This is a genomic window from Pseudomonas sp. S09G 359 (assembly GCF_002843605.1).
Taxonomy (GTDB): domain Bacteria; phylum Pseudomonadota; class Gammaproteobacteria; order Pseudomonadales; family Pseudomonadaceae; genus Aquipseudomonas.
This window is the reverse complement of sequence record NZ_CP025263.1, coordinates 5,566,900-5,585,105: the sequence shown is the minus strand read 5'-3', so window position 1 is coordinate 5,585,105 and position 18,206 is coordinate 5,566,900. Positions and strand designations below refer to the sequence as shown.

20 protein-coding genes are annotated in these 18,206 nt (G+C 60.0%); all 20 read left to right on the top strand.

The window, feature by feature from the left end; translation table 11 throughout:
• The first annotated feature begins 2 nt into the window (after positions 1–2).
• The 20 genes from cysE to CXQ82_RS25475 all read left to right on the top strand — a co-directional run bounded on the left by cysE (position 3) and on the right by CXQ82_RS25475 (position 18,070).
• Positions 3–785 (top strand): serine O-acetyltransferase, encoded by a 783-nt coding sequence (gene cysE / locus CXQ82_RS25570; protein WP_101272853.1) that lies wholly within the window; start codon positions 3–5, stop codon positions 783–785.
• Positions 786–1,086: 301 nt separating this feature from the next.
• Entirely contained in the window at positions 1,087–1,578 is a 492-nt protein-coding gene (gene iscR, locus CXQ82_RS25565; RefSeq protein WP_003194020.1) for a Fe-S cluster assembly transcriptional regulator IscR, read from the top strand.
• A gap of 50 nt (positions 1,579–1,628) precedes the next feature.
• Positions 1,629–2,843: an IscS subfamily cysteine desulfurase gene (locus tag CXQ82_RS25560; RefSeq protein ID WP_101272852.1), complete on the top strand. Its 1,215-nt coding sequence runs from the start codon at positions 1,629–1,631 to the stop codon at positions 2,841–2,843.
• A gap of 99 nt (positions 2,844–2,942) precedes the next feature.
• Positions 2,943–3,329: a Fe-S cluster assembly scaffold IscU gene (gene iscU, locus CXQ82_RS25555; RefSeq protein ID WP_003175965.1), complete on the top strand. Its 387-nt coding sequence runs from the start codon at positions 2,943–2,945 to the stop codon at positions 3,327–3,329.
• A 28-nt stretch (positions 3,330–3,357) separates the two neighbouring features.
• Positions 3,358–3,681, top strand: coding sequence for an iron-sulfur cluster assembly protein IscA (gene iscA / locus CXQ82_RS25550; protein ID WP_101272851.1), 324 nt, complete (start codon positions 3,358–3,360; stop codon positions 3,679–3,681).
• Positions 3,682–3,689: 8 nt separating this feature from the next.
• Positions 3,690–4,211, top strand: a complete 522-nt coding sequence (gene hscB, locus CXQ82_RS25545) for a co-chaperone HscB (RefSeq protein ID WP_101272850.1) — start codon at positions 3,690–3,692, stop codon at positions 4,209–4,211.
• A 51-nt stretch (positions 4,212–4,262) separates the two neighbouring features.
• On the top strand, positions 4,263–6,125 hold the full coding sequence (hscA, locus tag CXQ82_RS25540) for a Fe-S protein assembly chaperone HscA (protein ID WP_101272849.1): 1,863 nt from the start codon (positions 4,263–4,265) through the stop codon (positions 6,123–6,125).
• A gap of 3 nt (positions 6,126–6,128) precedes the next feature.
• A complete protein-coding gene (fdx, locus tag CXQ82_RS25535; RefSeq protein ID WP_032890689.1) occupies positions 6,129–6,470 on the top strand; it encodes an ISC system 2Fe-2S type ferredoxin in 342 nt (113 codons plus the stop codon).
• A gap of 14 nt (positions 6,471–6,484) precedes the next feature.
• Complete coding sequence (iscX, locus tag CXQ82_RS25530) at positions 6,485–6,685, top strand: Fe-S cluster assembly protein IscX (protein ID WP_101272848.1); 201 nt, start codon at positions 6,485–6,487, stop codon at positions 6,683–6,685.
• A gap of 92 nt (positions 6,686–6,777) precedes the next feature.
• Entirely contained in the window at positions 6,778–7,203 is a 426-nt protein-coding gene (gene ndk, locus CXQ82_RS25525; RefSeq protein ID WP_083356869.1) for a nucleoside-diphosphate kinase, read from the top strand.
• A gap of 29 nt (positions 7,204–7,232) precedes the next feature.
• Positions 7,233–8,381 carry a 23S rRNA (adenine(2503)-C(2))-methyltransferase RlmN gene (rlmN, locus tag CXQ82_RS25520; protein ID WP_101272847.1) on the top strand — a complete coding sequence of 383 codons (1,149 nt, stop codon included), beginning with the start codon at positions 7,233–7,235 and terminating at the stop codon, positions 8,379–8,381.
• 12 nt (positions 8,382–8,393) lie between these two features.
• Complete coding sequence (gene pilW, locus CXQ82_RS25515) at positions 8,394–9,152, top strand: type IV pilus biogenesis/stability protein PilW (RefSeq protein WP_101272846.1); 759 nt, start codon at positions 8,394–8,396, stop codon at positions 9,150–9,152.
• Positions 9,152–10,153, top strand: a complete 1,002-nt coding sequence (locus tag CXQ82_RS25510; RefSeq protein ID WP_101272845.1) for a RodZ family helix-turn-helix domain-containing protein — start codon at positions 9,152–9,154, stop codon at positions 10,151–10,153. Before pilW ends, CXQ82_RS25510 begins: the two co-directional genes overlap by 1 nt.
• Positions 10,154–10,155: 2 nt before the next feature.
• The gene (gene ispG / locus CXQ82_RS25505; RefSeq protein ID WP_101272844.1) at positions 10,156–11,265 is read left to right on the top strand and encodes a flavodoxin-dependent (E)-4-hydroxy-3-methylbut-2-enyl-diphosphate synthase; all 1,110 of its coding nucleotides are present in this window, start codon (positions 10,156–10,158) and stop codon (positions 11,263–11,265) included.
• Between the two features lie 21 nt (positions 11,266–11,286).
• A complete protein-coding gene (gene hisS, locus CXQ82_RS25500; RefSeq protein ID WP_101272843.1) occupies positions 11,287–12,576 on the top strand; it encodes a histidine--tRNA ligase in 1,290 nt (429 codons plus the stop codon).
• Between the two features lie 41 nt (positions 12,577–12,617).
• Complete coding sequence (locus CXQ82_RS25495) at positions 12,618–13,259, top strand: YfgM family protein (protein WP_101272842.1); 642 nt, start codon at positions 12,618–12,620, stop codon at positions 13,257–13,259.
• A complete protein-coding gene (gene bamB / locus CXQ82_RS25490) occupies positions 13,252–14,403 on the top strand; it encodes an outer membrane protein assembly factor BamB (RefSeq protein WP_101272841.1) in 1,152 nt (383 codons plus the stop codon). The genes CXQ82_RS25495 and bamB overlap by 8 nt, the downstream gene beginning before the upstream one ends.
• A gap of 134 nt (positions 14,404–14,537) precedes the next feature.
• On the top strand, positions 14,538–16,007 hold the full coding sequence (gene der, locus CXQ82_RS25485; RefSeq protein WP_053135513.1) for a ribosome biogenesis GTPase Der: 1,470 nt from the start codon (positions 14,538–14,540) through the stop codon (positions 16,005–16,007).
• Positions 16,008–16,142: 135 nt separating this feature from the next.
• Positions 16,143–17,291, top strand: a complete 1,149-nt coding sequence (locus CXQ82_RS25480) for a pyridoxal phosphate-dependent aminotransferase (RefSeq protein WP_101272840.1) — start codon at positions 16,143–16,145, stop codon at positions 17,289–17,291.
• Positions 17,279–18,070: an amidohydrolase gene (locus tag CXQ82_RS25475; protein ID WP_101272839.1), complete on the top strand. Its 792-nt coding sequence runs from the start codon at positions 17,279–17,281 to the stop codon at positions 18,068–18,070. The genes CXQ82_RS25480 and CXQ82_RS25475 overlap by 13 nt, the downstream gene beginning before the upstream one ends.
• The last annotated feature ends 136 nt before the right edge of the window (positions 18,071–18,206 follow it).

Here is an 18,206-nt window from a genome sequence, read left to right as displayed (position 1 = left end):
AAATGTTCGAGCGTTTGCGAGAAGATATCCAGAGTGTTTTCCACCGTGACCCGGCGGCGCGCAACGCCTTTGAAGTGCTGACCTGCTACCCGGGCATGCATGCGATCTGGATTCACCGCCTGTCCGGTGCCTTGTGGGGCATGGGCTGGAAATGGTTGGCGCGGCTGGTGTCGAACTTTGGCCGCTGGTTGACCGGGATCGAGATTCATCCGGGCGCCAAGGTCGGGCGTCGGTTCTTTATCGACCACGGCATGGGCATCGTCATTGGCGAGACCGCTGAGATCGGCGATGACGTGACGCTGTATCAGGGTGTGACCCTGGGTGGCACCAGCTGGAATAAAGGCAAGCGCCATCCCACGTTGGAAAACGGTGTGGTGGTGGGCGCGGGCGCCAAGGTGCTCGGCCCGTTCACGGTTGGCGCAGGCGCCAAGGTCGGCTCCAATGCCGTGGTGACCAAGGCCGTGCCGCCTGGCGCGACCGTGGTGGGTATTCCGGGCCGAATCATCGTCAAGCCGGAAGTCGGCGACGAGCAGGAAGCCAAGCGCAAGGCCATGGCCGAGAAGATCGGCTTCGATGCCTATGGCGTCAGCGAAGACATGCCCGACCCGGTGGCGCGCGCCATTGGCCAATTGCTCGACCATTTGCAGGCGGTAGATGGCAAGTTGGACGGCATGTGCGGCGCGCTCAAAGAGCTGGGCAGCAGCTATTGCGCCAAGGACCTGCCTGAGCTGCGCGAAGAAGACTTCGCCGAGATCAAGAGCGAAACCGCCACCAAGGCAGGCTAACGTCTCGAGCTCAGCGCAAATCCCTGTGGGAGGGGGCTTGCCCCCGATGGCAATGTGTCAGCCACTATATTTATTGACTGATCCACCGCTATCGGGGGCAAGCCCCCTCCCACATTTGATCTCCATTGGTCTTGAGATTCAGCATTGAGCCCGCCGCCGCTGGTCCATCCGGCCCCACCCTGCTATGATTCGCGCGCCCTTTTTACGGGTAATCCTGACTAAAGTACTAGGTCTTATAGTTGACTTAAATACTCGGGAATCGCATACTTGCCCCCATTCTGAAACACCTTGGTACTTGTCCATGAGACTGACTACAAAAGGCCGATACGCGGTGACCGCCATGCTTGACCTGGCCTTGCACGCGCAAACTGGGCCGGTGTCCCTGGCCGATATCTCCGAGCGCCAAGGCATTTCCCTGTCCTACCTCGAGCAGCTGTTTGCCAAGTTGCGCCGTAGCAATCTGGTTTCCAGCGTGCGTGGGCCAGGCGGCGGCTATCAACTGTCCCGCGACATGCAGGGCATTCAGGTAGCGCAGGTCATCGATGCGGTCAACGAATCCGTCGATGCCACCAAATGCCAGGGTTTGGGTGACTGCCACGCCGGCGACACCTGCCTGACCCACCACTTGTGGTGTGACTTGAGCCTGCAGATCCATGAGTTTTTGAGTGGTATCAGCTTGGCTGATCTTGTGACTCGCCGTGAGGTACAAGAAGTAGCCCAGCGTCAGGACCAGCGCCGTTGCAACACCAAGGCGCCGCGTCTGGACAAGATTGAAGCGTCCGCCGTCGAGTGACAGCCGAAGAGCTAACGGCACGCCAGCCAGCCTGATTTAGGAGAAAGTCCATGAAATTGCCGATTTACCTTGATTACTCAGCGACCACCCCGGTTGATCCGCGTGTCGCGCAAAAGATGAGCGAATGCCTGCTGGTTGACGGAAACTTCGGCAACCCAGCCTCCCGTTCCCACGTATTCGGCTGGAAAGCCGAGGAAGCGGTCGAGAACGCTCGTCGCCAAGTTGCTGACCTGGTTGGCGCAGACCCGCGCGAAATCGTCTGGACCTCCGGTGCTACCGAGTCCGACAACCTGGCTATCAAGGGCGCGGCGCATTTCTACGCGACCAAAGGCAAACACCTGATCACCACCAAGATTGAGCACAAGGCTGTCCTCGACACCATGCGCCAACTGGAGCGTGAAGGTTTCGAGGTCACCTACCTTGAGCCAACCACCGACGGTATCGTCACCCCGGCCATGATCGAAGCCGCGCTGCGTGAAGACACCATCCTGGTTTCCGTGATCCACGTGAACAACGAAATCGGCACCATCAACGACATCGCCGCCATTGGCGAGCTGACTCGCTCCAAAGGCATTCTGCTGCACGTCGACGCTGCTCAGTCCACCGGCAAGGTCGACATCGACCTGTCCAAGCTGAAAGTCGACCTGATGTCGTTCTCTGCCCACAAGACCTACGGCCCTAAAGGCATCGGTGCCCTCTACGTCAGCCGCAAGCCGCGCGTACGTATCGAAGCGACCATGCACGGTGGCGGTCACGAACGTGGCATGCGTTCCGGCACCCTGGCGACCCACCAGATCGTTGGCATGGGCGAAGCATTCCGTGTAGCCAAGGAAGACATGGCTGCCGAAAACATCCGCATCAAGGCCCTGAGCGATCGCTTCTACAAGCAGGTCGAGAACCTTGAAGAGCTGTACATCAACGGCAGCATGACCGCCCGTGTACCGCACAACCTGAATTTGAGCTTCAACTACGTCGAAGGCGAGTCGCTGATCATGGCGCTCAAGGACCTGGCGGTTTCGTCCGGTTCGGCCTGCACCTCGGCGTCCCTTGAGCCTTCGTACGTGCTGCGCGCCCTGGGCCGCAACGACGAATTGGCACACAGCTCGATCCGCTTTACCTTCGGCCGCTTCACCACTGAAGAGCAAGTCGACTACGCCGCGCAGAAAGTCTGCGAAGCCGTCAACAAGCTGCGCGTTCTGTCGCCGCTGTGGGACATGTTCAAAGACGGTGTCGACATTTCCAAGATCGAGTGGGCGGCACACTAAATATAGAAGCCGCCACCCAAGCTCTGTAGGAACGTGGCGGAAAACGCAGGCGTTTTTACAGGGTTCCAGAGCGGCCCTGATGAGTGAGGATTCAGTACCATGGCTTACAGCGAAAAGGTCATCGACCACTACGAAAACCCGCGCAACGTCGGCAAGATGAACGCGGAAGACCCAGATGTCGGCACCGGCATGGTCGGCGCTCCGGCGTGCGGCGATGTGATGCGCCTGCAGATCAAGGTCAACGACGCTGGCGTTATCGAAGACGCCAAGTTCAAGACTTACGGCTGCGGTTCGGCCATCGCCTCCAGCTCGCTGGCGACCGAATGGATGAAAGGCAAGACCCTGGATGAGGCTGTCACCATCAGCAACACCCAGCTGGCCGAAGAACTGGCCCTGCCGCCAGTGAAAATCCACTGCTCCGTACTCGCAGAAGACGCCATCAAGGCGGCCGTTCGCGACTACAAGCAGAAGAAAGGCTTGATCTAAGCATTTGGCGACGAGTAAGGAGTCAACGATGGCTATCAGCATGACAGAAGCGGCTGCGCAGCACATTCGCCGCTCCCTGAATGGGCGCGGTAAAGGTGAGGGGATTCGTCTGGGTGTTCGCACCACGGGCTGTTCCGGCCTTGCCTACGTGCTGGAGTTTGTCGACGAGGTGGTTGAAGACGACCAGGTGTTCGAAAGTCACGGCGAGAAAGTGATCATCGACCCTAAGAGCCTGACCTACCTAGACGGCACCGAACTCGATTTCGTCAAGGAAGGGTTGAACGAAGGCTTCAAGTTCAACAACCCCAACGTACGCGGTGAATGTGGCTGCGGCGAAAGCTTCAACATCTGAGGCTATTCGTGGGTACTCCTTGTCATTTCGCTTTATTCGAGCTGCAGCCGAGTTTTCGGCTGGATCTCGAGCAGCTTGCCACGCGCTACCGAGAATTGGCGCGTGGGGTGCATCCGGACCGCTTTGCCGACGCTTCCGAGCGTGAGCAACGCCTGGCCCTGGAGCAATCGGCCAGCCTCAACGAAGCCTATCAGACGCTCAAAAGCCCTCCGAAACGCGCGCGCTACTTGCTCGCGATGAACGGTGGTGAGTTGCCGTTGGAAGTCACGGTGCACGATCCGGACTTCCTGATGCAGCAGATGCAGTGGCGCGAAGAACTCGAAGACTTGCAGGACGAAGCCGATGTGGCGGGTGTCGCAGTCTTCAAGCGCCGTCTGAAAGTGGCCCAGGATGAGCTGAACGAAAGCTTCGCCGCCTGCTGGAGCGATGCCGCGCAACGCGAGCAGGCCGAGCGCCTGATGCGGCGCATGCAGTTCCTCGACAAGCTCACCTACGAAGTGCGCCAGCTAGAAGAGCGCCTCGACGATTAACCCAGTGCTGCCCGTGATGCACGCCTGATAGACAGATAAGACCTGATTACCATGGCTCTACTGCAAATCGCCGAACCCGGCCAAAGCCCACAACCGCACCAGCGTCGCCTGGCGGTGGGGATTGACCTGGGCACCACCAATTCCCTGGTTGCTGCCTTGCGCAGCGGCCTGTCCGAACCGCTGCCCGACGCTGATGGCCAGGTGATCCTGCCGTCCGCCGTGCGTTATCACGCGGACCGCACCGAAGTGGGCGAGTCGGCCAAGCTGGCCGCGTCTACCGACCCGTTGAACACCGTGCTGTCGGTCAAGCGCTTGATGGGTCGTGGTCTGTCCGACGTCAAGCAATTGGGTGACCAGCTGCCGTACCGCTTTGTCGGCGGTGAATCCCATATGCCGTTCATCGACACCGTCCAGGGCCCGAAAAGCCCCGTGGAAGTGTCGGCCGATATCCTCAAGGTGCTGCGCCAGCGCGCAGAAAAAACCTTGGGCGGTGAACTGGTCGGTGCGGTGATCACGGTTCCGGCCTATTTCGATGACGCTCAGCGCCAGGCCACCAAGGATGCGGCGAAACTTGCGGGCCTGAACGTGCTGCGCCTGCTCAACGAACCGACTGCGGCGGCCGTGGCCTATGGCCTGGACCAGCACGCCGAAGGCCTGGTCGCCATTTACGACCTGGGCGGTGGCACCTTTGATATTTCGATCCTGCGCCTGACCGGCGGTGTGTTTGAAGTACTGGCCACCGGTGGCGACAGCGCCCTGGGCGGCGATGACTTTGACCACGCCATTGCGGGCTGGATCATCACCAGCGCCGGTTTGTCAGCCGACCTGGACCCGGGCGCGCAACGTAATCTGTTGCAAACCGCCTGCGCGGCCAAGGAAGCCCTGACTGACGCAGCTTCTGTTGAAGTTTCCTACGGTAACTGGTCGGCCCAACTGACTCGTGAAGCCTTCGATGCGTTGATCGAGCCGATGGTCGCCCGCAGCCTCAAGGCCTGTCGCCGTGCTGTGCGTGATTCCGGTATCGAGCTGGAAGAAGTCGGCGCGGTGGTCATGGTTGGCGGTTCCACCCGCGTACCGCGTGTTCGGGAAGCAGTGGCCGAAGCCTTTGGTCGTCAGCCGCTGACTGAAATCGACCCGGATCAAGTGGTCGCCATCGGCGCCGCCATCCAGGCTGATACCCTGGCCGGCAACAAGCGCGATGGCGGCGAACTGCTGCTGCTCGACGTGATTCCGTTGTCGCTGGGCCTGGAAACCATGGGCGGCTTGATGGAGAAGGTGATTCCACGCAACACCACCATCCCCGTCGCCCGCGCCCAGGACTTCACCACGTACAAAGATGGCCAGACGGCCATGATGATTCATGTGCTGCAAGGTGAGCGCGAGCTGATCAGCGACTGCCGCTCCCTGGCGCGCTTTGAATTGCGCGGCATCCCGGCCATGGTTGCCGGTGCGGCGAAGATTCGCGTGACCTACCAGGTCGACGCCGATGGCCTGCTCAGTGTCGCTGCGCGCGAACTGGCCTCGGGCGTTGAAGCCAGCATCCAGGTCAAGCCGTCCTACGGCCTTACCGACGGCGAAATCGCCAAGATGCTCAAGGATTCGTTCCAATATGCCGGTGACGACAAGGTCGCTCGCGTGCTGCGTGAGCAGCAAGTGGATGCCCAGCGCCTGCTCGAAGCGGTGCAGGGCGCCCTTGAAGCCGATGGTGAGCGCCTGCTGGATGCCGAGGAGCGCATGGTCATCGACCTGCAGATGCAGGAACTGGCCGAACTGATGAAAGGCAACGATGGCTACGCCATCGAGCAGCAGACCAAGCGCTTGTCGCAGGTGACTGACGCCTTTGCCGCCCGGCGCATGGATCAGACGGTGAAAGCCGCACTGGCCGGGCGCAACCTGAATGAAATCGAGGAATAATTAATGCCGCAGGTCATTTTTCTGCCACACGCCGAGCATTGCCCGGACGGTATGGTTGTGGAGGCTGAGACCGGCAAGTCCATCCTCGAAGTTGCCCATGACAACCATATCGAGATCGAAAGCGCCTGCGGCGGTGTGTGCGCCTGCACTACCTGCCACTGCATCATCCGTGAAGGCTTCAACAGCCTGGAAGAAGCGGACGAGCTGGAAGAGGACTTTCTTGATCGCGCCTGGGGCCTGGAGGCGCAATCGCGTCTAAGCTGTCAGGCAAAGGTCGGAACTGAAGACATCACCGTCGAAATTCCGAAATATTCGCTCAACCATGCGGCCGAAGCGCCGCATTGATTCAAGGAAATGTCATGAGCCTGAAATGGGTTGATGTACAAGAAATCGCTATACAACTTGCTGAAAGACACCCGGATGTCGATCCTCTGTCGGTGAACTTCGTCAAGTTGCGCAACCTCGTGATGGAGCTGCCGGAATTCGACGACATCCCTGATCGGGGTGGCGAAAAGGTTCTGGAGGCGATTCAAGGCATGTGGATCGAAGAAGCAGACTGAGCCGCCTTTTTACGCAGTTAGGCAATACCCAATAACCCGCGTATAATTCGCGGGTTTAATTTTTCGTAAATTACCGTTTCTGGAGTTACACCATGGCTGTTCAACGTACTTTCTCCATCATCAAGCCTGACGCTGTTGCAAAAAACGTCATCGGCGAGATCACCACTCGTTTCGAAAAAGCCGGCCTGAAGGTTGTAGCTTCGAAACTCAAGCAACTGTCCAAAGCTGAAGCTGAAGGCTTCTACGCTGAGCACAGCGCTCGTGGCTTCTTCGGCGACCTGGTCTCCTTCATGATCTCCGGCCCTGTTGTTGTTCAGGTTCTGGAAGGCGAAAACGCTATCGCTCTGAACCGTGAGCTGATGGGCGCTACCAACCCTAAAGAAGCTGCTGCCGGCACCATCCGTGCTGATTTCGCTGAGTCCATCGACGCCAACGCTGTTCACGGTTCGGACTCCGAAGCCGCTGCTGCTCGCGAAATTTCGTACTTTTTCGCTGCTACTGAAGTAACCGCTCGCTAAGCATCGGCTTAAAGAGTGAGGGTGAATCCATGACTACATCGACTGTTAAAACCAACCTGCTGGGGCTGACCCAGCCGGAAATGGAGAAATTCTTCGACTCAATCGGGGAGAAGCGTTTCCGTGCCGGTCAGGTAATGAAGTGGATTCACCACTTTGGTGTCGACGATTTCGACGCCATGACGAACGTCAGCAAGGCCCTGCGCGACAAGCTCAAGGCCATTGCTGAGGTCCGTGGTCCCGAAGTGGTCAGCGAGGACATCTCCAGCGACGGCACCCGTAAGTGGGTGGTGCGCGTGGCGTCCGGCAGCTGCGTCGAGACTGTATACATTCCCCAGGGCAAGCGCGGCACCTTGTGCGTTTCGTCCCAGGCAGGCTGTGCCCTGGACTGCAGTTTCTGCTCCACCGGCAAGCAAGGCTTCAACAGCAACCTCACCGCCGCCGAAGTCATCGGCCAGGTGTGGATTGCGAATAAATCCTTTGGCAGCGTCCCGGCAACCGTCGACCGTGCCATCACCAACGTGGTGATGATGGGCATGGGTGAACCGCTGCTGAACTTCGACAACGTGATTGCGGCCATGCATCTGATGATGGACGACCTGGGCTACGGCATCTCCAAGCGCCGTGTGACCCTGTCGACCTCCGGCGTGGTACCGATGATCGATGAGCTGGCCAAGCACATCGACGTCTCCCTGGCGTTGTCGCTGCACGCACCCAATGACGCATTGCGTAACCAATTGGTGCCGATCAACAAGAAGTATCCGCTTAAGATGCTGCTCGAATCTTGCCAGCGTTACATGGCGACCTTGGGTGAGAAGCGTGTGCTGACCATTGAGTACACCATGCTCAAGGACATCAACGACAAGGTCGAGCACGCGGTCGAGATGATCGAGTTGCTCAAGAACACCCCGTGCAAGATCAACCTGATTCCGTTTAACCCGTTTCCACATTCTGGCTACGAGCGGCCGAGCAACAACGCCATCCGCCGTTTCCAGGATCAACTGCACCAGGCCGGGTACAACGTCACCGTCCGCACCACCCGTGGTGAAGACATCGACGCCGCCTGTGGCCAATTGGTAGGACAGGTGCTGGATCGCACCCGTCGCAGCGAACGTTATATTGCCGTGCGCGAACTGAACGCCGCCGAAGATATGCCGCAGATCGCTGTGAATCGAATCTGAGAGAGGATCTCTATGCCCTTGCGCCTTGCGCTGCTTTTGCTTGTTACCGGCCTTGCGGCCGGATGTGTTTCATCGGGCTATGACGGCCCTTTGCAAACCGGTAAAGGCCGTGACGAGGCGCGAGCTGCCTATGTGCAGTTGGGCTTGGGTTACCTGCAGCAAGGGATGAGCGAACAGGCCAAGGTGCCGTTGCAAAAGGCCCTGGCGCTGGACAGCGGCGATGCCGACGCCAATGCCGCACTGGCCTTGGTGTTCCAGGCCCAGGCCGAGCCTGAGCTGGCCGAGCAATATTTCCACAAGGCCCTGGCTTCCCGTCCTGCCGACCCAAGGATGCTGAACAATTACGGCAGCTTCCTGTTCGGGCAGAAACGTTATGACCAGGCCGCCCGTTATTTCCAGCAGGCCAGTGCCGATACCCTCTATCCTGAGCGCTCGCGCGTTTTTGAGAACCTTGGCGTGACGTCGGTGCACCTCGGCCAGCGCGACAGCGCGCGCCAGCAACTGGAAAAAGCCCTGCACCTCAACAGTCGCCAGCCACGGGCCTTGCTCGAAATGGCTGAGTTGTCTTACGAAGACAGGCATTATGTGCCGGCACGTGACTATTACGAGCGTTTTAGCCTGCTCAGCGGGCAAAATGCACGTAGTCTATTGCTCGGTGTGCGGCTGGCGATGGTTCATGAAGAACACGCCACGGCCGCACGTTTTGGCCAGCAACTCGAACGACTCTATCCCGGTACGCCGGAATATCAGCAATACCTGTCGGAGCAATGATGAAAGCGGCGCACCCGGAAGTTGTAGCAGCTAATCGCGTAAACCCAGGCGAGACCTTGCGTCAGGCCCGCGAAAGCAATGGTTGGTCGCTGGCAGAAGTGGCCCTCAAGCTCAATTTGACCGCCACGTCCCTGGGCAACCTGGAAGCCGGCGCGTTCGACAAGCTGCCGGGGCATACCTTCGCCCGCGGCTATATCCGTGCCTATGCCAAGTTGCTGGGTATCGACCAGGCCGTGCTGGTCCAGGAATTCGATCAGTTCACCGGTACCGATTCCCAGGGCAGTAACGTGCATGGCCTGGGTCGCATCGAAGAGCCGGTGCGGGTCTCCCACACTATCTTGCGGATTGTCAGCCTGTTGTTGCTGATCGCTGTGATCGGCGGCGGTTTTGTCTGGTGGCAGGACCAGACCTCCCTGCGCACCAAGGACCTGGTCAGCAACGCCATGGAGCACGTCGAAGTCGAAAGCGCCGACGGCACCACTCAGATCCATCCGCTGGATGAGCCCGAAGACCAGGCGGTTGCCGAAGCCCAGGCTGCGCCTGAAGCCCCGGCTACCGCCGAGCAGGCTGCGCCGCAAACAGCGCCAGCCGATACGGCGGCTGCAGCGGCTCCGGCTGTACCTGCTGCCCCTGCGCATACCCCGACGGCTCCGGTCGCCCAGGCGCATACACCGGCCGCGCCGGCGCCAGCGACTACCGCGCCAACTGCCCCGGCAGCGCCTGCGATGTCGCCGCCTACCACCCCCGCGTTGATCGCCGGTGATGGGCGCGTACAGATTACTTTCATCGCTGACTGCTGGACGCAGGTCACCGATGGCAATGGCAAAGTGCTGTTTAGCGGTCTGAAGCGTAAGGGAGATACTCTTGACCAGGGCGGCAAGCCTCCTTTGACGCTGCGTCTGGGCTTTGCCCGTGGCGCGCAAGTGGCCTACAACGGCCAGCCTGTGGACGTGGCGCCGTTCACCAGTGGCGAGACTGCTCGCCTCAAGTTGGGACAATAGTCATGCACGGCGAATCTCCAATCAAACGTCGCGTATCGCGCAAGATCTGGGTCGGCTCGGTGCCGGTGGGTGGCGACGCCCCCATCGCGGTACAGAGCATGACCAACAGCGACACCAATGACGTTGCCGCCACCGTCGCCCAGATCAACCGTCTGGAAGCGGCCGGCGTGGACATCGTGCGGGTATCCGTACCCGACATGGACGCTGCCGAAGCGTTTGGTCGCATCAAACAATTGGTCAAGGTTCCGCTGGTTGCCGACATTCACTTCGACTACAAGATCGCTTTGCGCGTGGCCGAACTGGGTGTGGACTGCCTGCGTATCAACCCGGGCAATATCGGTCGTGAAGACCGTGTGCGCGCGGTAGTGGATGCGGCGCGTGACCGTGGGATCCCGATCCGTATCGGCGTCAACGCCGGCTCCCTGGAAAAAGACCTGCAAAAGAAATACGGCGAGCCGACCCCGGCGGCGCTGGTTGAGTCGGCGCTGCGCCACGTTGAACACCTCGAACGCCTGAATTTCCAGGACTTCAAGGTCAGCGTAAAGGCCTCCGACGTGTTCATGGCGGTAGAAGCCTACCGCCTGCTGGCCAAGGAAATCGTGCAGCCGCTGCACCTGGGTATCACTGAAGCAGGCGGTTTACGCTCAGGCACAGTGAAATCTGCGGTGGGTCTCGGTATGCTGCTCGCCGAAGGGATTGGCGATACCATCCGTATCTCCCTGGCTGCAGACCCCGTAGAGGAAGTGAAAGTCGGTTACGACATTCTAAAGTCCCTGCGTTTGCGTTCCCGCGGTATCAATTTCATTGCCTGCCCGAGCTGCTCGCGGCAGAACTTCGACGTGGTGAAAACCATGAACGATCTGGAATTGCGCCTCGAAGACCTGCTGGTGCCGCTGGATGTTGCGGTGATCGGCTGCGTGGTCAACGGCCCGGGTGAAGCCAAGGAGGCCCATGTGGGCCTGACCGGCGGTACCCCGAACCTGATTTACATCGACGGCAAGCCGTCGCAGAAGTTGACGAATGACAATCTGGTGGATGAGCTCGAAAGGCTGATCCGCGAGAAAGCGGCCGAGAAGGTCGCGGCTGACGCAGCGCTTATCGCGCGCGGCTAAGAACGAATTTAAGGATTTGATGTGAGCAAGTCTCTGCAAGCCATTCGTGGCATGAACGACATCCTGCCGGAGCAGACGCCGTTGTGGCGCTACTTCGAGAGCACGGTCGCGCGCCTGCTGGATAACTACGGTTACAAACAGATCCGCATGCCGATCGTGGAATTCACCGAGCTGTTCAAGCGCTCCATCGGTGAAGTGACCGACATCGTCGAAAAAGAGATGTACACCTTTGAAGACCGCAACGGCGACTCCCTGACCCTGCGTCCGGAAGGTACTGCTGCGTGCGTGCGCGCCGTGCTCGAGCATGGCCTCACCGGTGGTGGCCAGCCGCAGAAGCTGTGGTACATCGGCCCGATGTTCCGCCACGAACGCCCCCAAAAAGGCCGCTATCGCCAGTTTCACCAGATCGGCCTGGAAGTCTTCAACCTTGACGGCCCGGATATCGACGCCGAGCTGATCGTGCTGACCTGGCGCCTGTGGGGCATGCTGGGTATTCGCGATGCGGTCAAGCTTGAGCTGAACAGCCTGGGCACCAGCGAGTCCCGTGGGCGCTACCGTGAAGCCCTGGTGGAATTCCTGTCTGCGCGCCTGGACAAGTTGGACGAAGACAGCCAGCGCCGTCTGAAAACCAACCCGCTGCGCGTTCTCGATACCAAGAACGCCGACACGCAAGCCGTACTGGTCGACGCGCCGAAAATGGCCGACTACCTGGACGACGAGTCCCGCACGCACTTCGAGGGCCTCAAGGCTCGCCTGGATGCGGCCGGTATTCCTTACGTGATCAACCCGAAACTGGTGCGTGGCCTCGATTACTACAGCAAGACCGTGTTCGAATGGGTCACCGACAAGCTCGGCGCCCAGGGCACCGTGTGCGCGGGCGGCCGTTATGATGGCCTGGTCGAGCAGATGGGCGGCAAGCCGACCACCGGCGTAGGCTTTGCCATGGGCATTGAGCGGCTGATCCTGCTGCTGGAAACCCTGGAGCAGGTCCCGGAAGAAATCTCCCGTCAGGTGGACGTGTACCTTTGCGCCTTTGGCGAGGCTGCCGAACTGGCTGCCCTGGCCTTGAGCGAAAAAGTGCGCGACCAACTGCCAAACCTGCGCCTGCAGATCAATGCCGGCGCCGGTAGCTTCAAGAGCCAGTTCAAGAAGGCCGACAAGAGCGGTGCGTTGTATGCACTGATCCTTGGCGATGACGAGCTGGCCCAGCAAGTGATAGGTTTCAAACCCCTGCGTGGCCAGGGCGAGCAACAGAACATTGCCTTTGATGCGCTCGCTGCGCACTTGGCCACCTGCGTCGTGCAGGGTTGAAACTGTCGAACAGCCGAATTTAGCGATTAAGGAGTATTGGGGTGTCGAGTACTGATGATGAGCAGTTGGCCGAGTTCAAGGACTGGTGGCAGCGTAACGGCAAGCCCCTGGTTACCGGCGGCCTGCTGGCTTTAGTGGTGGTGTTCGGCTGGCAAGCCTGGACCAAGTATCAGGCCAACCAGTCCCAGGGCGCCTCGATCCTCTATCAGCAATTGCTGGAAACCACGTTGACGCCTGACGGCAAGCCTGACCCTGCGCAAGTAGCGGACCTGGCCGGCAAGCTCAAGAACGAATTCGGCGGTAGCACCTACGCCCAATACGGCAGCCTGTTCGTCGCGAAAGTCGCGGTCGACACCGGCAAGCTGGATGACGCAGCCACCGAGCTGAAGGCTATCGCCGACAAGCCGACCAACCCGACCCTGGGTGAAATCGCACGTCAGCGCCTGGCTCAGGTATTGGCGGCACAGAACAAGGCTGACGAAGCACTCAAACTGCTCGACGGCGATGCTGACAAGGCATTTGTAGCCACTCGCGAAGAGCTCAAGGGCGACCTGTTGGTCCAATTGGGTCGTACCGACGAAGCCAATGCTGCGTACAAGAAAGCCAAGGCGGCGCTGTCTGATGAAGCAGCGGTCGGTGGCTTACAAATCAAGCTGGACGACTTGGCCAAAGGGGATGCGTGACGTGATCCGTTGGAAACATGCAGCATTGCTGGCTCTGGCCGTTCTGGCCGCGGGTTGCAGCAGCAACAGTAAAAAAGAACTGCCTCCGGCCGAGCTGACCAGCTTCAAGGAAGAAGTGGTCCTGCAAAAGCAATGGAGCCGCTCTATCGGTGACGGTCAGGGCGAGACCTACAACATGTTGGTACCGGCAATCGACGGTGACAACATTGTGGCCGCTGACGTGACCGGTGTCGTGATCTCCATGGATCGCATGAACGGCGACGTGAAGTGGAAGAAAGACCTCGAATTGCCAGTGTCCGGCGCCGTAGGCGTGGGTTACGGCCTGGTGATGCTCGGCACGCTGAAAGGCGAAGTCGTGGCCCTGGATTCCAGCACCGGTGAAGAGAAATGGCGCGCTCGCGTGACCAGTGAAGTACTCGCACCGCCTGCTACCAACGGCGATATCGTCGTGGTGCAAACCCAGGACGACCGTGTAATCGGCCTTGACGCCGCTACCGGCAACCAACGCTGGTTGTACGACAGCACCCCGGCGGTGTTGACCCTGCGCGGTACCAGTGGTCCGGTTGTGACCAACAATCTGGCCGTTGCAGGCCTGTCGACCGGTAAAGTAGTCGCCCTGGACACCCAGAACGGCGTGCCGGCCTGGGAAACCCGTGTGGCCATCCCGCAAGGTCGTTCCGAACTGGATCGCGTAGTGGACATCGACGGCGGCCTGCTGCTGTCGGGCGAAACCCTCTACGTCGCAACTTACCAGGGCCGCGTTGCCGCACTGGACCTGCAGAGTGGCCGCGTCAACTGGCAGCGTGATGCTTCCAGCTACGCGGGTGTCGCCCAAGGGTTTGGCAGCGTCTACGTAAGCCTGGCGTCCGGCACCGTTGAAAGTGTCGACGAGCGTTCCACCACTGCACTGTGGAGCAACGACTCCCTGGCCCGTCGTCAACTGTCGGCCCCGGAAGTGTTCTCCAGCTATGTAGCGGTTGGCGACTTCGAAGGCTACCTGCACCTGCTGAGCCAGGTAGACGGTCGCTTTGTAGGTCGTGAGCGTATCGACAGCGACGGCCTGCGTGCTCGTCCGCTGGTCGTGGGTAACATGCTTTATGTGTTTGGCAACAGCGGCAAGCTGGAAGCCCTGACCATCAAGTAAGAACTATGCTTGGGGTAACACCCAGGCGGCCCCGCTTCGGCGGGGCATGCGGCATTTGAATATGCTGCCCCGAGCACCAGCCGCTGCCATGCAGCGGCTTTTGTATTTTCTGAAATAACGAAGTGGAGAGCCGCATGGTTCCCGTAATCGCCCTGGTGGGCCGACCTAACGTCGGCAAGTCCACCTTGTTCAACCGCCTGACCAGGACTCGCGACGCCATTGTCGGCGACTTGTCCGGTCTGACCCGTGATCGCCAATACGGTGAGGCAAAGTGGCAAGGGCGCTCCTACATTATCGTCGACACCGGGGGTATCTCCGGTGATGAGCATGGCATGGACGAAAAGATGGCCGAGCAGTCGCTGCTCGCTATCGAAGAAGCCGATGTCGTGTTGTTCCTGGTAGACGCCCGCGCGGGCTACACCGCTGCCGACCAGATGATTGGCGAGCACTTGCGCAAGCGCAACAAGCGTTCCTATCTGGTCGCCAACAAGATCGACAACATCGATCCTGAAGCGGCCCGTGCCGAATTCAGCCCGATGGGCCTGGGCGACGCGATCCCGGTCGCCGGTGCTCACGGTCGCGGCATCACCCAAATGCTGGAAATCGCCCTGCGCGACTTCCCGAAGGATGACGCTGAGGAAGAAGAAGGCGAAGAAGAGATCGTCGCCGAAGGTGAGGAAGCCAAGCGCATTCCTGGCCCGAGCGAAAAAGACGGTATCAAGATCGCCATCATCGGCCGCCCTAACGTGGGCAAGTCGACCCTGGTTAACCGCATGCTCGGTGAAGACCGGGTAATCGTGTATGACCAGCCGGGCACCACCCGCGACAGCATCTACATCCCGTTCGAGCGTAACGACGAGAAGTACACGCTGATCGACACCGCCGGTGTGCGCAAGCGCGGCAAGATCCACGAAGAAGTTGAAAAATTCTCCGTGGTGAAAACCCTGCAGGCGATCAAAGACGCCAACGTGGTGATCTTTGTGATGGACGCCCGCGAAGGCGTGGTGGACCACGACCTCAACTTGCTGGGCTTTGCCCTGGAAGCCGGTCGCGCCCTGGTGATCGCGATCAACAAGTGGGACGGCATGACGCCGAGCGAGCGCGATTTCGTCAAGATCGAGCTGCAGCGTCGCTTGTTCTTCGTCGAGTTCGCCGATATTCACTTTATCTCGGCACTGCATGGCACCGGCGTGGGCAACCTCTACGCGTCCGTACAGAACTCGTTCAAGTCTGCGGTTACCCGCTGGCCGACCAACCGCCTCACCCAGATCCTGGAAGATGCGGTGGGCGAGCACGCCCCGCCGATGGTCAACAACCGCCGGATCAAACTGCGTTACGCCCACTTGGGTGGTGCCAACCCGCCGATTATCGTGATCCACGGTAATCAGATCGAGAAGGTGCCAAAGTCCTACGTGCGTTACCTGGAAAACACCTACCGCCGTGTCTTGAAGCTGGTCGGTACGCCGATCCGCATCGAGTTCAAGGGGGGCGAGAACCCATACGAAGGCAACAAGAACACACTGACTGACCGTCAGGTGAACAAGAAGCGTCGTTTGATGACTCACCACAAGAAAGCCGACAAGAAGCGCCGCGACAAGAAATAAGCGCTGCTTTGAGTTGTAAGCTACACGCTGCAAGAGAGGGCTCCTTTGGAGCCCTTTTTTGTGTGCGATGGTTTGTCGCTTGACCCGCCTGTGGCTTGCAGCTTAAAACTTGGGGCTCACCTGCAGGGGCCTCCGATGATCACCAGCAAGCTGCCGAATGTCGGCACCACCATCTTCACCACCATGTCTCAATTGGCCGCCGAAACCGGCGCGCTCAACCTGTCCCAGGGTTTTCCAGACTTCAATGGCCCCCAGGCATTGCTCGATGCCGTGGGCAGGCACGTTGCCAGCGGGCATAACCAATATTCACCGATGACCGGCCTGCCGGCCCTGCGCCAGCAAGTGGCGGCCAAGATCGCCCGCAGCTATGGCGCTACGGTCAACCCGGACAGCGAGGTCACCATCACGCCCGGCGCCACGGCGGCGATCTTCTGCGCGATCCAGGCGGTGATCCGCAGCGGCGATGAAGTCATCGTGTTCGACCCCAGCTACGACAGCTACGAGCCCTCGGTCGAGTTGGCCGGTGGCCGCTGCGTGCATGTGCAATTGAGCCTGCAAGGCTTTGCGCTGGACTTCGACAAGATCAAGGCCGCGTTGTCGCCACGCACACGGATGATCATCCTCAACACCCCACACAACCCTACCGGGGCGCTGATCAGCCGCGCCGAGCTGGATCAACTGGCCGAGCTGATCCGCGACCGCGATATCTACCTGGTCAGCGATGAGGTCTACGAACACCTGGTATTTGATGGCGTGCCCCACGTCAGCGTGCTGGCGCATGAAGAACTGTATCAACGTGCGTTTGTGGTCAGCTCCTTCGGCAAGACCTATCACGTCACCGGTTGGAAAACCGGCTACGTGGTCGCGCCGCCGGCACTGACCGCGGAGCTGCGCAAGGTGCACCAATACGTGAATTTTTGCGGCGTGACGCCGTTGCAGTTCGCGTTGGCCGACTTTATGGCCGCCCACCCGGAACACGTTGATGAGCTGCCGGCGTTCTATCAAGCCAAGCGCGACCTGTTCTGCGACCTGCTGGCGCCGTCTCGTTTCAGCTTTACCCGGGTGACCGGCACTTACTTCCAATTGGTGGATTACTCACAGATTCGCCCGGACCTGGATGACGTCGCCATGTCCTTGTGGATGACCCGCGAGCATGGCGTGGCGACCATCCCGGTGTCGGTGTTCTACCAGAACCCACCGCAAGGCCAGCGCCTGGTGCGCCTGTGCTTTGCCAAGCGCGAGGAGACGTTGCAACAAGCAGCGGAAAAACTATGCGTGATCTGAGTGCATTGCCGAACCTGAATATCGCCCTGGTCCAGACCCACCTGGCGTGGCATGACCGCCAGGCCAACCTTGAGCATTTCGAACTGTTGCTGGAGCAGGCCAGGGGCGCCGACCTGATCGTGCTGCCGGAGATGTTCACCACGGGGTTTTCCATGGAGTCGGCGACCCTGGCCGAGCCGGAAAATGGTCCGACCCATCACTGGCTCCTGGCCCAGGCGGCCCAGTACAACGCGGTGATCACCGGCAGCGTGATCATCCAGGCCGCCGACGGCAGCCACCGCAATCGCTTGCTGTGGGCGCGACCGGACGGCGAGGTGCTGCATTACGACAAGCGCCATCTGTTCCGCATGGCCGGCGAACACGACCACTACACCCCCGGCGAACGCCAGGTGCAGTTCGAGTTGAAGGGCTGGCGAATTCGCCCGCTGATTTGCTATGACCTGCGTTTCCCGGTGTGGAGTCGCGATGCTCAGGATACGGACCTGCTGCTGTATACCGCCAACTGGCCGGGTGCGCGGCGCCAGCACTGGAACCGCCTGTTGCCCGCGCGGGCGATCGAGAACCTGTGTTATGTCGCGGCGGTTAACCGCGTGGGCACGGATGGCAAGGGCTTTGCCTACACCGGTGACAGCCAGGTGCTGGATTTCCAGGGAGAGACCCTGCTGAGTGCGGGGGAGGCGGATGGGGTGTTTCAGGTCTGCCTGGATGCGGCGGAGCTGGCAGCCTATCGCAGCAAGTTTCCAGCGAACCTGGATGCAGATAGTTTTCAGTTTGTCTGATAGACCGCTATCGGGGGCGAGCCCCCTCCCACAGGGGAATGCATTCCAAGTGTGGGAGGGGGCTTGCCCCCGATGAGGCCCTGACAGGCAACACACATCTCAAGCCAAAAAAAAGCCCCTGAGTTCTCACTCAAGG

Coding starts and splice junctions, on each gene's coding strand:
- cysE (WP_101272853.1), top strand. CDS start 3: ATGTTCGAGCGTTTGCGAGAAGATATCCAGAGTGTTTTCCACCGTGAC.
- iscR (WP_003194020.1), top strand. CDS start 1,087: ATGAGACTGACTACAAAAGGCCGATACGCGGTGACCGCCATGCTTGAC.
- CXQ82_RS25560 (WP_101272852.1), top strand. CDS start 1,629: ATGAAATTGCCGATTTACCTTGATTACTCAGCGACCACCCCGGTTGAT.
- iscU (WP_003175965.1), top strand. CDS start 2,943: ATGGCTTACAGCGAAAAGGTCATCGACCACTACGAAAACCCGCGCAAC.
- iscA (WP_101272851.1), top strand. CDS start 3,358: ATGGCTATCAGCATGACAGAAGCGGCTGCGCAGCACATTCGCCGCTCC.
- hscA (WP_101272849.1), top strand. CDS start 4,263: ATGGCTCTACTGCAAATCGCCGAACCCGGCCAAAGCCCACAACCGCAC.
- fdx (WP_032890689.1), top strand. CDS start 6,129: ATGCCGCAGGTCATTTTTCTGCCACACGCCGAGCATTGCCCGGACGGT.
- iscX (WP_101272848.1), top strand. CDS start 6,485: ATGAGCCTGAAATGGGTTGATGTACAAGAAATCGCTATACAACTTGCT.
- ndk (WP_083356869.1), top strand. CDS start 6,778: ATGGCTGTTCAACGTACTTTCTCCATCATCAAGCCTGACGCTGTTGCA.
- rlmN (WP_101272847.1), top strand. CDS start 7,233: ATGACTACATCGACTGTTAAAACCAACCTGCTGGGGCTGACCCAGCCG.
- pilW (WP_101272846.1), top strand. CDS start 8,394: ATGCCCTTGCGCCTTGCGCTGCTTTTGCTTGTTACCGGCCTTGCGGCC.
- CXQ82_RS25510 (WP_101272845.1), top strand. CDS start 9,152: ATGAAAGCGGCGCACCCGGAAGTTGTAGCAGCTAATCGCGTAAACCCA.
- ispG (WP_101272844.1), top strand. CDS start 10,156: ATGCACGGCGAATCTCCAATCAAACGTCGCGTATCGCGCAAGATCTGG.
- bamB (WP_101272841.1), top strand. CDS start 13,252: ATGCGTGACGTGATCCGTTGGAAACATGCAGCATTGCTGGCTCTGGCC.
- der (WP_053135513.1), top strand. CDS start 14,538: ATGGTTCCCGTAATCGCCCTGGTGGGCCGACCTAACGTCGGCAAGTCC.
- CXQ82_RS25480 (WP_101272840.1), top strand. CDS start 16,143: ATGATCACCAGCAAGCTGCCGAATGTCGGCACCACCATCTTCACCACC.
- CXQ82_RS25475 (WP_101272839.1), top strand. CDS start 17,279: ATGCGTGATCTGAGTGCATTGCCGAACCTGAATATCGCCCTGGTCCAG.